Genomic DNA, 12,824 nt, shown 5'->3' on the forward strand with positions numbered 1-12,824 from the left:
GCCGCAATGCAAGAAGCCAGCGTGTGGGCCGGCGCGGGCCGGCGCATCCACATGCAGGAGGTGGGCCTGCGCGACGGCCTGCAGATGGAGGCCGCCTTTGTGCCCACCGAGGACAAGATTGCGCTGGCCAATGCGCTGTCGGATGCGGGCCTCTCCAAGATCGAGGTGACCTCGTTCACCTCGCCCACGGCCATCCCTGCGCTGCGCGATGCCGAGGTGGTGATGCGCGAGATCACGCGCCGCCCCGGCACCGTGTACACGGCCCTGGTGCCCAATGTGCGCGGGGCCGAGCGGGCCATCGAGTCGCGGGCCGACGAGCTCAACCTGGTCATGTCGGCCAGCGCCACGCACAACATCGCCAACCTGCGCATGACGCAAGAGCACTCGTTCGCCGCGCTGGCCCAGGTGGTGGCCACGGCGCAGGCCGCGCGCGTGGCGGTCAACGTGTCGCTGTCGTGCGTGTTTGGCTGCCCCATGGAGGGCGAGGTCGCCCCCGAGGCCGTGTTCGGCTGGGTGCAGCGCTTCGTCGACCTGGGCGTGGGCGGCGTCACGCTGTGCGACACCACGGGCATGGCCTACCCCACGCAGGTGGCGGCCCTCACTGCGGCGGCGCGCGCGCGCTGGCCGGGTGTGGAATTCACTTTGCACTTTCACAACACGCGCGGCATGGGCCTGGCCAATGTGCTGGCGGGCATCGGCGCCGGGGCCGACCGCTTCGACGCATCGCTGGGCGGCCTGGGCGGCTGCCCCTATGCGCCCGGCGCCAGCGGCAATGTGTGCAGCGAAGAGATCGTGCACGCGCTCGAATGCATGGGCTACGCCACCGGCGTGGATTTGCCGCGCCTGCTGGCCGCCGCGCAGCGCCTGCCCGCGCTGATCGGCCACGACATCCCCAGCCAGATCGCCAAGGCCGGGCCGCGCCTGGCGCTGCACCCGGTGCCGGGGGATTTCGAGGCGATACGCGAGCGGGCCCTGTTGCGTGAGCGCGAACTGGCCGGGGGAGGGCGTGCCGCCGCATAGTTGCGCCACTTCCCCCCATTGCCTGGTTCATCCATTCCAAGAAGACGATAGACAGGAGACAAGACCATGAGCGATTCGAGACCCCATTTCCGCACGCCGCGCAGGCTGGTGCTCGCCGCGCTGCTGTGCGGGGCGGCATTCACCGCCACCGCGCAGGATGCGGGCAAGTTCCCCGGCAAGCCCATCACCGTGGTCGTGCCCCAGGCCGCGGGCGGCGCCAACGATGCGATTGCGCGCGTGCTGGCGCAAAAGCTCAGCGAGCAACTCGGCCAGCCCGTGGTGGTGGAGAACCGTCCCGGCGCGGGCGGCAATGTGGGCACGGCCTACACCGCCAAAACCAAGGCCGACGGCTACACCCTGCTGGTGACGGCCGACAGCGCCCAGGTCATCAACCCCTGGCTGTACAAGAGCACCGGGTTCGACCCGGTGAAGGACTTCGAGCCCGTGGCGCCCCTGGCCACGGCGGGCTACGTGCTGGTGGCGCACCCGTCCTTCCCCGCCAAGAACATGGCCGAGCTGATCGCCGTGGCCAAGGCCAGCCCGGGCAAGTATTCGATCGCCTCGGCCGGCAACGGCACGCTCAACCACCTGATCGGCGAGATGCTGCAAAAGGCCGCTGGCATCGAGCTGCAGCACATTCCCTACAAGGGCTCGGCGGCAGCCGCCACCGACGTGGTGGGCGGGCAGGTGCCGCTGTCGGTGCAGAGCCTGCCGTCGTCCATCGCCTTCATCCAGGCCGGCAAGCTCAAGGTGCTGGGCGTTGTCAACGAAAAGCGCGTGGCCGCGCTGCCCGATGCGCCCACCATGGGCGAAACGCTCAAGGGCTTTGGGCAAACGCCGTGGTACGGCATGTTCGCGCCCGCCGGCACCCCACCCGCCGTGGTCGCCCTGCTGCAGGCCGAAGTGGCCAAGGCGCTGGACAGCAAGGCCGTGGTCGACAAGCTGGCGGCCGTGGGCTGCGAGCCCTTCAAGGGTACATCGGCGCAACTGGGCACGCTGGTCAAGGACGACCTGGCGCGCTGGCACAAAGTAGTTCAGGACACAGGCGCAAAGGTGGATTGACACCCACCCGTGATCGAGATTCGAGATTCATTGACAACAACGGAGACACATCCTTCATGACAACGACCCGCAAACAATTCACCCTTCTGGCCGTGGCCGCACTGGCCGCCAGCCTGGGCGGCAGCGCCTTTGCCCAGGGCGGCAGCGCCTACCCCGCCAAGCCCGTCACCCTGGTCGTGCCCACGGCCGCAGGCGGCACCACCGACCTGTCGGCGCGCATGCTGGCGCAAGCGCTGGGCCCGGTGCTGGGCCAGTCGGTGGTGGCGGACAACAAGGGCGGCGGCAACGGCGCCATCGCAGCCAGCGCCGTCAAGCGCGCCGAGCCCGATGGCTACACCCTGCTCATGCAGTACTCGGGCTACCACGTCATCTCGCCCCACCTCACCAAGCAAAAGCAGTGGGAGCAGAGCGACTTCCAGCCCGTGGCCAACGTGATCTCGGCCCCCCAGATCATCGTGGTGCGCAACGACCTGCCGGTGAAGACCCTGGCCGAGCTGATTGCCTACGCCAAGGCCAACCCCGGCAAGCTCAACTACGCCTCGTCGGGCAATGGATCCTTGCAGCACGTGACCGGCGCCATGCTGGAGCAGCAGGGCGGCGTGAAGATGGTGCACGTGCCCTACAAGGGCACCGGCCCCGCGCTGCAGGACCTGCTGGGCGGCCAGGTGGACCTGACCTTCGGCACCGCACCACCCTTCATGCCCCACATCGCCGCCGGCAAGCTGCGCGTGCTGGCCGTGACCGGCAAGGAGCGCCTGCCCAGCCTGCCCGATGCGCCCACCACGGCCGAGGCCGGCTACCCCAAGGTGGACGCCACCTCCTGGTTCGCCGTGTTCGCCCCCGCTGCCGTGCCCAAGCCCGTGATCGACAAGCTCGCCGCCGACATCCGCACCGTGGTGCAGAGCCCCGCCTTCAAGCAGAAGGCCCAGGAGCAGGGCGCCACCGCCGACTACCAGACGCCCCAGCAGCTGGGTGAGAAGGCCAAGGTGGAGCTGGCGAACTGGGCGACGGTGGTGAAGACTTCGAAGATCGAGGCCGAGTAAGAAGGCTTGGTCAACGCGCCCGCAGGCTCACCCGTTGAGCAGGCAGGCCGCAAGCGCCAGAAGGGCCCGCCGCGTGCGGGCCTTTGTCATTGGCGTGGTCTGTCCGCGTAAAACTTCCGAACCTGTTTCGCATCCAAACGACCATGCAGCTATCCTCAGCACCATCGACAGGCCATGCCATGGCGTTTCCATCGCGTCTTCTGGCGCGTGGCGCCGGGCTCCTTGCCCTGGTGGCCACTGCCGTGGCCTGCGCTGTTGCTCCTGTGAAGGAGGCCCGTGCCCAGGGCCTGGGCTGCGGCGGCCTTCTGGTGGGTGTGGGCGACTCGCGCGCCAGCCTGGTCATGAAATGCGGGCAACCCTTTGCCACGGATACCGTGTGCATCCGCATCCCGCGCGTGGTGTGGTCCGTGCCCCTGCACCCACGCGAAGCGCCGCGCCAGTATGTGACGGAGACATGCGAGTACGTCGATGAGTGGACCTACCACCGTGGCCCGGGCAACTTCATGTCGGTGGTGCGGCTGCAGAATGGGGTGGTGTCGCAGATACGGGATGGGAACCGGGTGCCGTAAGGCGCATCCCCTCCTGCGTCATCTCAACGACATGACGCTATCGACGCAACGCGTCTGCCCTGTTCTGCAAGCGGCCTGGCGGTGGTGTAGAGGTTGTCTGGCGTGCCCTGGTGTCCACGCCGCGCGCCTGGTGATCGCCGGCTCACCCATGTCTGTCACTAGAACTGGGGACAGCGCCCGAGTTGCTGCTGTGGGACACTGCAGAAACCGCCACGAGCGCAGAGAGCCCACGCCCCATCACCATGCCGCCAGCCATTGCCAACAGCCCCGCAAGCATCCAGATCGCACTCGTGGAGGACGACCCTCGTTTCCAGGCGGCCGTGGCTTCGGCGATCCGCCAGACGGATGACATGCAGCTGCTGTGGGTGGCCGACACGCTGGCGCAGGCGCTGCGCGCACTGAACGGTGGCGGCCCTGCTGCCGATGTGCTGTTGGTGGACCTGGGCCTGCCCGATGGCTCGGGCATCGAAGCCATCGCGGCGGCTGCGCGGCGGTGGCCTGGCTGCGCGGTGATGGTGAGCACGGCCTTTGGCGACGAGGCGCATGTGCTGCAGTCCATCGAGGCGGGAGCCAGCGGCTACCTGCTCAAGGACAGCATGCCCGAGCGCATCGTGGGCGAGATCCGCAGCCTGCACGCGGGCGGCAGCCCGATCAGCCCGCTGATCGCCAGGCAGGTGCTGATGCGCTTCAAGCAGGCCGGCGTGCCGGCGCCAGAGGCGGCCGCGCAAGCCGATGCCCCCGCCACCCTGTCCGCCCGCGAGCGCGAGGTGCTGCAGTACATCACCAAGGGTTTCACGGCAGAAGAGATTGCGCGGGCGCTGGATGTATCGCACCACACCGTGCTCACCTTCGTGCGGCGCACCTACGCCAAGCTCAAGGTGCGCTCCAAGGCCGAGGCGATCTACGAGGCACGTGCGCGGGGGCTGATCTGAAGACCGCTCTGGCGCGCGCCTTTGTGCTGGCATGGTGCCTGCTGTGCAGCGGCGCGCTGCAGGCGGCTGACCCCGGGCCATCGCCTGTCGATCAGGGTGCGGCGCACATCGTGCAGGCGCAGCGGCTGGAGCGCCCCAGCGTGGGCTTTACACCCCCGCCGTACGTGCTGCAAGGGGACGACATGCCGCGCGGCGGGTGGGAGGCAGTGGCGCTGCCGTTTGCCCAGTCGCCGCAGGTCAAGGTGCCTCAGCAGCAGCAGCAGGGCCAGCCGCTGACCACCGAGGTCTGGTACCGCCTGGCGGTGCCCGCGCTGGCGCCTGAGGCCGGCCCCCTGTACCTGTACCTGCCGCGCTGGAAGTCGGACGGCCAGATCGCCGTGTACGCCGATGGGCGGCTGCTCTACCAGACGGATGCAAAATTTTTGTGGAACGCGGTGAACCTGCCCTTGTGGATTCCCCTGCAGGGCACGGCCGGCGCGCCCGCCGTGCGCGAGGTGCAGATCCGCGGCCAGCGCCTGCGGCACACCGGTGCTGCCATCTCCAGCGCCTGGGTTGGGCCCAGTGCGGCCATCGGCTGGCGCTACCAGGCGCGCCACTGGCTGCAGTCCGACTTTCCGGCCATGAGCAGCGCCGCCTTCGTGGCCGCAGGCATCTTCGCGCTGGGCGTGTGGCTGCTGCGGCGGCACGAGCCGCTGTACCTGCTGTTCTTCGCCACGTCCGTGGTGGCATTTGTGAGGACACTGCACTACTTCGTGAGCCGCCAGCGGCTGCCGATCAGCGACGCATGGTTCAGCGGGCTTACCGTGAGCGCGCTGTTTTGGCAGGTGCTGATCTCGTACCTGTTTTTGAGCTACTTGCATGGGGTGCACCACCGCCGGCTCACCATCACGGCCTGCGTGGTCACGGCGCTGGTGAGCATGCTGACGCTGCCACTGCTACCGGCGCCGCCCAACGCGGCGATCATTTCGCCACTGCTGTACGCGCTGCTGCTGGTGCTGGGCACCACGCTGCTGGGCGTCGCCTGCCGCGATGCCTGGCGCGTCGGCTCCAAAGAGGCCGGCCTGCTCGGCGGCTGGGGGCTCATCAGCCTGATGTCGGGCGGCTACGACTGGCTGCTGCAGAGCAACCTGCTGGTCAGCGTGGAAGGCATCTACCTGGGGCCCTACAGCAACATCGGCGTGTTCTTCATCTTCTCGTACATCATGCTGCGCCGCTACCTGGCGGCGCTGGACGGCATGGAGCGCGTGAACGCCAACCTGGAACACCGCCTGCGCGAGCGCGAAGGCGAGCTGGCCCTGAGCTACGAGCGCCTGCGCGAGACCGAGCACCGGGCCACCCTGGCGCAAGAGCGCCAGCGCCTGATGCAGGACATGCACGACGGCCTGGGCTCCTCCCTCACCAGCGCGCTGCACCTGGTGCGCCACGGCAAGGCCGGCAGCGAAGAGCTGGCCCAGGTGCTGGCCGAGTGCATGGACGACCTCAAGCTCGCCATCGACTCCATGGAGCCCGTGGACGCGGACTTGCTGCTGCTGCTGGCGACCTTGCGCTTTCGGCTCGCACCGCGCCTGGAGGGCATGGGCATGGAGCTGCGCTGGGAGGTGCAGGACGTGCCGCCCCTGGCGTGGCTTGATGCCGGCAGCGCGCTGAACCTGCTGCGCATCCTGCAGGAATGCTTTGCCAACGTGGTCAAGCACGCGCAGGCCTCCTGCATCCGCGTCGAGTGCGAGGAAAGCGCCGGCGGCATCGAGGTGCGCGTGCTGGACGACGGCCACGGCTTCGATGTCGACGCCGCACTGCAGGCGCGCGGGCGCGGCCTGAAGAACCAGCTGCGCCGGGCCGACGCCATCGGCGCCAGCGTGTCCTGGGCCAGCACGGCGGCCGGCACGCGCTGCGTGCTGTGGCTGCCGCTGCAGGCGCCCGGCCACCCACCTGCGTAGTAGCCGGCCCTGCCGCCCCAGCCAGCACTCCCTTCCCGCGCTGCATGCCTGCCCAATGTACTCGGGGGCAGTCCTCCCAACTGGTGGCGCCTTGCCGCTGCGCCGTGGTGGCGCCGCCTCGCTTGTAGCTAGTTCTAGGGACATACAAGTCGGCGGCAAGCCGATAGATTGCAGGGCTATCGCCTGTGCGCTGCCTGCACCGGCGTTTCCACCACGAAAGCAGCCCCCATGCCAACCCGCCCGAACCCCCTCTCAAGCACACCCGCCATGGATGGGCCCCTGGCCCGGCGGCTTGCCGCCACCCCGCTGGCATGGCTGCTGTGGCTGCTGATGGCCTGGCTGCTGTTGTGCGGCGCCACGCCCGCGCGGGCCCAAGGGGCCGTACCAGCATCGGTGCTGGGCCAGCCTGTGCAGCAGGTGGCTGCGGGCACCATCCACACCTGCGCGCTGACCACGGCCGGGGGCGTGCAGTGCTGGGGCTACAACGGCCAAGGCCAACTGGGCGATGGCAGCGGCGCCAACAAGAGCACGCCCCAGCCCGTCACCGGCCTGGCCAGCGGGGTGGCGGCCGTTGCTGGGGGATTGGAGCACACCTGCGCGTTGACCACGGCCGGGGCCGTGCAGTGCTGGGGCTTTAACTCTTACGGCCAACTGGGCGATGGCGGCACCACCGCCAAAACCGCGCCCCAGTCCGTCACCGGCCTGGGCAGCGGAGTGGCGGCCATTGCGGTGGGATACAGCCACACCTGCGCGCTGACCACGGCGGGGGCCGTGCAGTGCTGGGGCAAAAACGCATACGGCCAGTTGGGCGAGGGCAGCACCACCGACAAAACCACGCCCCAGCCCGTGCCGGGCCTGGCCAGCGGGGTGGTGGCCATTTCGGCGGGAGGCAACCACACCTGCGCGCTGACCAGTGCCGGGGCCGTGCAATGCTGGGGCTACAACGCTTCTGGCCAATTGGGCGATGGCAGCACTGCCGACAAAGGCACGCCCCAGCCCGTCACAGGCCTGGCCAGCGGGGTGGCGGCCATTGCCGCGGGATTCAACCACACCTGCGCGCTGACCACGGCCGGCGCCATGCAGTGCTGGGGCAAGAACGCTTTCGGCCAGCTGGGCGATGGCAGCACCACCAACCAAAGCACGCCCCAGCCCGTCACGGGCCTGGCCAGCGGGGTGGCGGCCATCGCGCCAGGGGATGACCACACCTGCGCGCTGACCACGGCCGGGGCCGCGCAGTGCTGGGGCAATAATGCATACGGCCAACTGGGCGATGGCAGCGCCACCGACAAAACCACGCCCCAGCTTGTGCCGGGCCTGGCCAGCGGGGTGGCGGCCATGGCGGCAGGGAGCGCGCACACCTGCGCGCTGACCACGGCCGGGGCCCTGCAGTGCTGGGGCTACAACGATGACGGTGAACTGGGCGATGGCAGCACCACGAACAAGAATACGCCCCAGTCCGTCACGATCCTGGCCAGCGGGGTGGCGGCCATTGCGGCAGGGCAGTTCTACACCTGCGCGCTGACCACGGCCGGGGCCGTGCAGTGCTGGGGCTACAACTCAGACGGCCAACTGGGCGATGGCAGCACCACCAACAAAACCACGCCCCAGCCCGTCACAGGCCTGGCCAGCGGAGTGGCGGCCATTGCGGCAGGAGTTGCCCACACCTGCGCCGTGACCACGGCCGGGGCTGTGCACTGCTGGGGCCAAAACAACCTCGGCCAGTTGGGCGATGGCAGCGCCACCAACAGGAGCACGCCCCAGCCGGTTACAGGCCTGGCCAGCGGGGTGGCTACCATTGCAGCAGGGCAGTTTCACACCTGCGCGCTGACCACGACCGGGGCCGTGCAGTGCTGGGGCCATAACGTTTTCGGCCAACTGGGCGATGGCAGCACCACCAGCAAAACCACGCCCCAGCCCGTCTCGGGCCTGGCCAGCGGGGTGGCGTCTATTGCGGCAGGGGATTACCACACCTGCGCGCTGACCACTGCCGGGGCCGTGCAGTGCTGGGGCTGGAACAGTAGTCGCCAACTGGGCGATGGCAGCACCACCAACCAGAGCGCGCCCCAGCCCGTCACGGGCCTGGCCAGCGGAGTGGCGGCCATTGCGGCAGCGGGCTCCCACACCTGCGCGCTGACCACGGCCGGGGCCGTGCAGTGCTGGGGGAGCAACGCCGTTGGCCAACTGGGCGATGGCAGCTTCACCGGCAAAACTACACCCCACCCCGTCACGGGCTTGACCAGCGGGATGGCGGCCATTGCGGCAGGGAGCGCGCACACCTGCGCGCTGACCACGGCCGGGGCCGTGCAGTGCTGGGGGAACAACGGCGATGGCAGCACCACCAACAAAACCACGCCCCAAACCGTCACGGGCCTGGCCAGCGGGGTGGCGTCTGTTGCGGTAGGGAGCGATCACACCTGCACGCTGACCACCTCCGGGGCTGTGCAGTGCTGGGGGAACAACGGCACCGGCCAACTGGGCAACGGGGGCACGGCCAACCGCAACCTGCCAACGCGCATCGCCGCAGCGCAGGCCATCGACTTTCCTGTGGCGGCTGGCTCGCCTGCCTCGGGCACCTCGACCACCCTGTTGGCCACCGCCAGCAGCGGCCTGGCCGTGGCATTCGACACCTTCACCCCCGATGTCTGCACCGTTGCCGGCACCACGCTGACCGTGCTGCCCGGCAAGACCGGGTACCTGTGCGGCGTGCTGGCCCTCCAAGCCGGCGGCACGGGCGCCGATGCCGCCTACTTTGCTGCGGCACCCACGCGCTCTCGCCTGATGCTGGTGCCCGATGTCCCTGGCGCCCCCACCGCAGTGACCGCCACGGCCGGCACTGCCCAGGCAACCGTGGCGTGGACGGCCCCCGCCAGCAATGGTGGCAGCGCCATCACCGCTTACACCGCGGCAGCAGTGGCCGACCCCACCAAGACCTGCACGGTCACCACCGGCAGCCCGCTGCCCACCACCTGCACGGTGACGGGGCTTGCCAGTGGCACGGCCTACACCTTCACGGTCAAGGCGACCAATGGCGCGGGCGACAGCGTGGCATCGGCCGCCAGCGCCCCGGTCACGACGGCCTCGCCCGCCGGCGGTGGCGCACCCACCACGGTCAGCGTCAACAGCACGGGCGTCACCACCATCACCGACCCCAGCCTGCCGATCATCGTGGGCCCAGGGGCAGTCGGCGGCACCATCGTTCTGCCCGGCACGGGCACCACGCCGGTCACGCTGCAGGTCACGGTCAACGGCCAGCCGCTCATGGTGCAGGCCCTGCCCGGCACCCAACTGCAGGTGGCCCAGGTCAATGGCCAGACCGTGCTGGTGCTGGTGGTGCTGCAGGGCTGGGCAAGCATGACCAGCAGCGCCCCCGGCCAGCCCATGGCGCTGGCGGGTGAGGTGCTGCTCAGTTCGGGGGCTGCAGGCACGCGCATCGAGGCGCAGCCATTGACGGTGGCCGTGGTCAGCGGTTCGCTGGTGCCTCCGCAAGGCAGCCTGCCGCAGGTGGGCAGCCAGGGCCTGCTGGCGGGCGAGCGCCTGCAGGTGGACGCACAGGGCAAGCTGGTGTCCATTGCGCTCGGCTCGCTCAAGGGCGATGCACTGCAGGTGGGCGATGCCATGGCGTTTGCCAACCTGCCCGCCAGCATCACCGTGGACGGCGCGGCCTATGCGCGCCTGGCTGGCCCGGTCACCCGCCTCTCGGGCGCGAACCTTGCCGTGGGCCTGGAGATCACCCCGTCGGGCGTGGTGCTGGTGCGTGATGGCACACAGACCATCCAACTGCTGCCCGTGCAACCCATCACCATCGATGCCCGCCTGCCCGATGGCGTCGCCTTCACCCCGCTGGGCCTGCTGCGCTGGGTGCGCGGCGGGGTGGTGGTGCAGTTTGCGCCGGCCGTGGCCGACCTGGCGGGCCTGGCCAACGCCGTGACCGCCGTGCTGCCCGATGCACGCACCCGGCTTGGCGCCGAAGGCGTGCTGCAGCTGCGTGCCGGAGGGCAGACCTATGTGCTGCGGCCCGACTGGATGGGCACAGGCACGGCCACCGGCACCCCGCAGATCGGGTTGGACGAACAGGGCCGCATCTACCTGCAGACAGGGCAGGGCGCGCGGCAGTTGCTGCTGCCGGCGCTGCTGAGCCCAATGCAGGCCCAGGCAATCCTGGCCAGCGCCCTGCCGGGCGCCGTGCTGGCCGTGCAGCCCGGGGCGCGTGATGGCGCGATGGCGCTGGCATTTGGCGGCGCCCATTGGCGCCTGGTGCCGCAGTGGGTGCTGCCCGAAGGCGGTGCCGCGAGGCAGACGGCGCCCTGGACGCTGGGCGCCGATGGCGTGCTGTACTTCAAACTGGGCAACCAGGTGCAGGGCGTGAGCATTGTGGATTGAAGTGCATGCGCGGGGTGAACGGCCTGGAAATCGCCGCGCTTCGTGCCCTCATGAGCCGGCTTGCAGGTTGGTGAACTGAGAGGCTGAGAATCTTTCGTCCATGCCCGCCTTGCACGCCAAAACACCCCGGCTCGTCGAAAGCAAATGCTCGCCATAGCCGGGCTATGGCTGCGCTTTGCGCCTGGATCCAGCGCGTTTTGACGCGCCATTCGGACACGGCCAAAAAACTCCCAGCCTCTGAAGGGTCAACCGGCCTGCGCGCTCAGCCGTTGAGCATGCAGGCCGCAAGCGCCAGAAGGGCCCGCTGTGTGCGGGCCTTTGCTATGGGTGTGGCCCGATTTCCACTCTGTTCTGCATCCAAAACGACCATGCAGCAATCCATGTCATCACCCGTAGGTCATGCCAATGCCTCTCCGCGGCGCCTTCTGGCTCGCGCGGCTGGACTCCTCGCTCTGGCGGCCATTGCGATTGCTGGTACTTTTGTCCCGGTGGCATACGTCCGCGCCCAGGGCCTTGGCTGCGGCGGCCTGCTGGTGGGCGTGGGCGATTCGCGCGCCAGCCTGGTAATGAAGTGCGGCCAGCCGTTTGCCACCGACACGGTATGCATCCGCATCCCGCGCGTGGTGTGGTCCGTGCCCCTGCACCCGCGCGAGGCGCCGCGACAGTACGTGACGGAGACATGCGAGTATGTGGACGAGTGGACCTACCACCGCGGCCCGGGCAACTTCATGTCGGTGGTGCGGCTGCAGAACGGGGTGGTGGCGCAGATACGGGATGGGGATCGGGTGCCTTGAGGCGGCGCACCTGAAGTGGCCCAGGTCCCAGGAGTGTTTTTTCAAACAGCCGCGACGAGAACGCTGCGCTTGACAGCTACCACTTGCAAGCTTCACGCAAAGGCTTGATGGCCCCGGCCAAGCCTGTGATCTGGAAGGTGGTCATCTGCGGCGATGCATTGAAGGGCACGAACTCGAACAGGAGCGACGAGCCCTCCAGGAGCTTCTTGATCTGGGCCACGCTCGACGGGAGAAACAGTGCTTCACCATCGGTGGACTTGGTGGCGTTGAGTTTGTAGGCCGGGGCTTTGTCTACTCGCAAGGTCACGGTGGCACCGTTGCTGTTGCCGTATTCCACGGTCGGGGGCATTCCGGTCGTGACGTAAACCTCCGTCTTGCGCTCCTTGCATCGGATGATCAGCTCCGGGGTGTAGGTCTTGCGCGGCCACCCATTGATGGAGTTGTCGGCCGACACCTGCAGGGTCACGGTCTTGGAGTCGTCTATGGGCGAGGTCTCGGTCGATACCTTCCACTTGGAGCCGGCTGCTGTCACCGTGCTGGCCACCGGGGCCGCGTGCTTTGCTGCCAGTGCGTCAAAGCATGCAAGCCGCGTGGCCGGGCTCTTGTCCTTGGCGCACGCAGCAAGGGCCGGCGCGACATCCTGAGCCAGGGCGCCGCTAGCGCCGAAGGCCATGGCCAGAAGCAGAGGAGGAAGTTGTTTCATGGGTTGGTTGGCGGTTGGCGGTGTCTTGCGTCGCAGGCTCAACGGTCGTACCGCTTGCCACCGGTAGAGATGCTGTAGAGCCAGTCGCTGTAGGGCAGGCGCAGCAGGATCGTGGACTTCTCGATGACCGCACCCATGGCCATGCCGCGGCAAAGCAGGCTGACGCCGCCCTGGAGCCGCTCGCACATCGCATCGGGGCTGTCCACGAAGTGGGTTTTGTTCAGTCGGGTGATGATGACCGTTTTACCCTCGGGAAGCGCGCCGATGGGTGGAATCACGAAGATGGTGATCTGCGTCCAGGCCACCACCAGGAAAATGGCCGCAGCGACCAGCAGGGCGACGGTGTGTTTGGTCTTCATGGTCGGTCCATTTCTTTCAGGTCGG

General features: G+C 68.7%; 10 protein-coding genes. 8 read left to right on the forward strand and 2 right to left on the reverse strand.

Annotated elements, in window-relative coordinates; translation table 11 throughout:
* Window positions 1-6: 6 nt before the first annotated feature.
* From AC0IZS_RS21335 to AC0IZS_RS21370, 8 genes are all read left to right on the forward strand, one after another.
* The gene (locus AC0IZS_RS21335) at window positions 7-1,020 is read left to right on the forward strand and encodes a hydroxymethylglutaryl-CoA lyase (RefSeq protein ID WP_471637450.1); all 1,014 of its coding nucleotides are present in this window, start codon (window positions 7-9) and stop codon (window positions 1,018-1,020) included.
* A 66-nt stretch (window positions 1,021-1,086) separates the two neighbouring features.
* The gene (locus tag AC0IZS_RS21340) at window positions 1,087-2,082 is read left to right on the forward strand and encodes a Bug family tripartite tricarboxylate transporter substrate binding protein (protein WP_471637451.1); all 996 of its coding nucleotides are present in this window, start codon (window positions 1,087-1,089) and stop codon (window positions 2,080-2,082) included.
* A gap of 56 nt (window positions 2,083-2,138) precedes the next feature.
* Window positions 2,139-3,125 (forward strand): Bug family tripartite tricarboxylate transporter substrate binding protein, encoded by a 987-nt coding sequence (locus AC0IZS_RS21345; protein ID WP_471637452.1) that lies wholly within the window; start codon window positions 2,139-2,141, stop codon window positions 3,123-3,125.
* A 179-nt stretch (window positions 3,126-3,304) separates the two neighbouring features.
* Window positions 3,305-3,694 (forward strand): DUF2845 domain-containing protein, encoded by a 390-nt coding sequence (locus AC0IZS_RS21350; protein WP_471637453.1) that lies wholly within the window; start codon window positions 3,305-3,307, stop codon window positions 3,692-3,694.
* Window positions 3,695-3,936: 242 nt separating this feature from the next.
* Window positions 3,937-4,626 (forward strand): response regulator, encoded by a 690-nt coding sequence (locus tag AC0IZS_RS21355; protein WP_471637454.1) that lies wholly within the window; start codon window positions 3,937-3,939, stop codon window positions 4,624-4,626.
* 23 nt (window positions 4,627-4,649) lie between these two features.
* Window positions 4,650-6,563 carry a sensor histidine kinase gene (locus AC0IZS_RS21360; RefSeq protein ID WP_471637455.1) on the forward strand — a complete coding sequence of 638 codons (1,914 nt, stop codon included), beginning with the start codon at window positions 4,650-4,652 and terminating at the stop codon, window positions 6,561-6,563.
* A 267-nt stretch (window positions 6,564-6,830) separates the two neighbouring features.
* Complete coding sequence (locus tag AC0IZS_RS21365) at window positions 6,831-10,943, forward strand: RCC1 domain-containing protein (protein WP_471637456.1); 4,113 nt, start codon at window positions 6,831-6,833, stop codon at window positions 10,941-10,943.
* A gap of 488 nt (window positions 10,944-11,431) precedes the next feature.
* Window positions 11,432-11,737 carry a DUF2845 domain-containing protein gene (locus tag AC0IZS_RS21370; protein WP_471637457.1) on the forward strand — a complete coding sequence of 102 codons (306 nt, stop codon included), beginning with the start codon at window positions 11,432-11,434 and terminating at the stop codon, window positions 11,735-11,737.
* Window positions 11,738-11,813: 76 nt separating this feature from the next.
* Here AC0IZS_RS21370 and AC0IZS_RS21375 read toward each other — a convergent pair whose 3' ends face one another.
* On the reverse strand, window positions 11,814-12,440 hold the full coding sequence (locus tag AC0IZS_RS21375; protein WP_471637458.1) for a type VI secretion system-associated protein TagO: 627 nt from the start codon (window positions 12,438-12,440) through the stop codon (window positions 11,814-11,816).
* 38 nt (window positions 12,441-12,478) lie between these two features.
* Complete coding sequence (locus AC0IZS_RS21380) at window positions 12,479-12,799, reverse strand: hypothetical protein (protein WP_471637459.1); 321 nt, start codon at window positions 12,797-12,799, stop codon at window positions 12,479-12,481.
* Window positions 12,800-12,824: the final 25 nt, after the last annotated feature.

The sequence above is a fragment of the Acidovorax sp. AC410 genome (assembly GCF_979253235.1).

Bases quoted from the DNA above. Each gene is read 5' to 3' on its own strand.
- AC0IZS_RS21380 (WP_471637459.1), bottom strand. From the start codon at position 12,799: ATGAAGACCAAACACACCGTCGCCCTGCTGGTCGCTGCGGCCATTTTC.
- AC0IZS_RS21355 (WP_471637454.1), top strand. From the start codon at position 3,937: ATGCCGCCAGCCATTGCCAACAGCCCCGCAAGCATCCAGATCGCACTC.
- AC0IZS_RS21350 (WP_471637453.1), top strand. From the start codon at position 3,305: ATGGCGTTTCCATCGCGTCTTCTGGCGCGTGGCGCCGGGCTCCTTGCC.
- AC0IZS_RS21365 (WP_471637456.1), top strand. From the start codon at position 6,831: ATGGATGGGCCCCTGGCCCGGCGGCTTGCCGCCACCCCGCTGGCATGG.
- AC0IZS_RS21340 (WP_471637451.1), top strand. From the start codon at position 1,087: ATGAGCGATTCGAGACCCCATTTCCGCACGCCGCGCAGGCTGGTGCTC.
- AC0IZS_RS21345 (WP_471637452.1), top strand. From the start codon at position 2,139: ATGACAACGACCCGCAAACAATTCACCCTTCTGGCCGTGGCCGCACTG.
- AC0IZS_RS21335 (WP_471637450.1), top strand. From the start codon at position 7: ATGCAAGAAGCCAGCGTGTGGGCCGGCGCGGGCCGGCGCATCCACATG.
- AC0IZS_RS21375 (WP_471637458.1), bottom strand. From the start codon at position 12,440: ATGAAACAACTTCCTCCTCTGCTTCTGGCCATGGCCTTCGGCGCTAGC.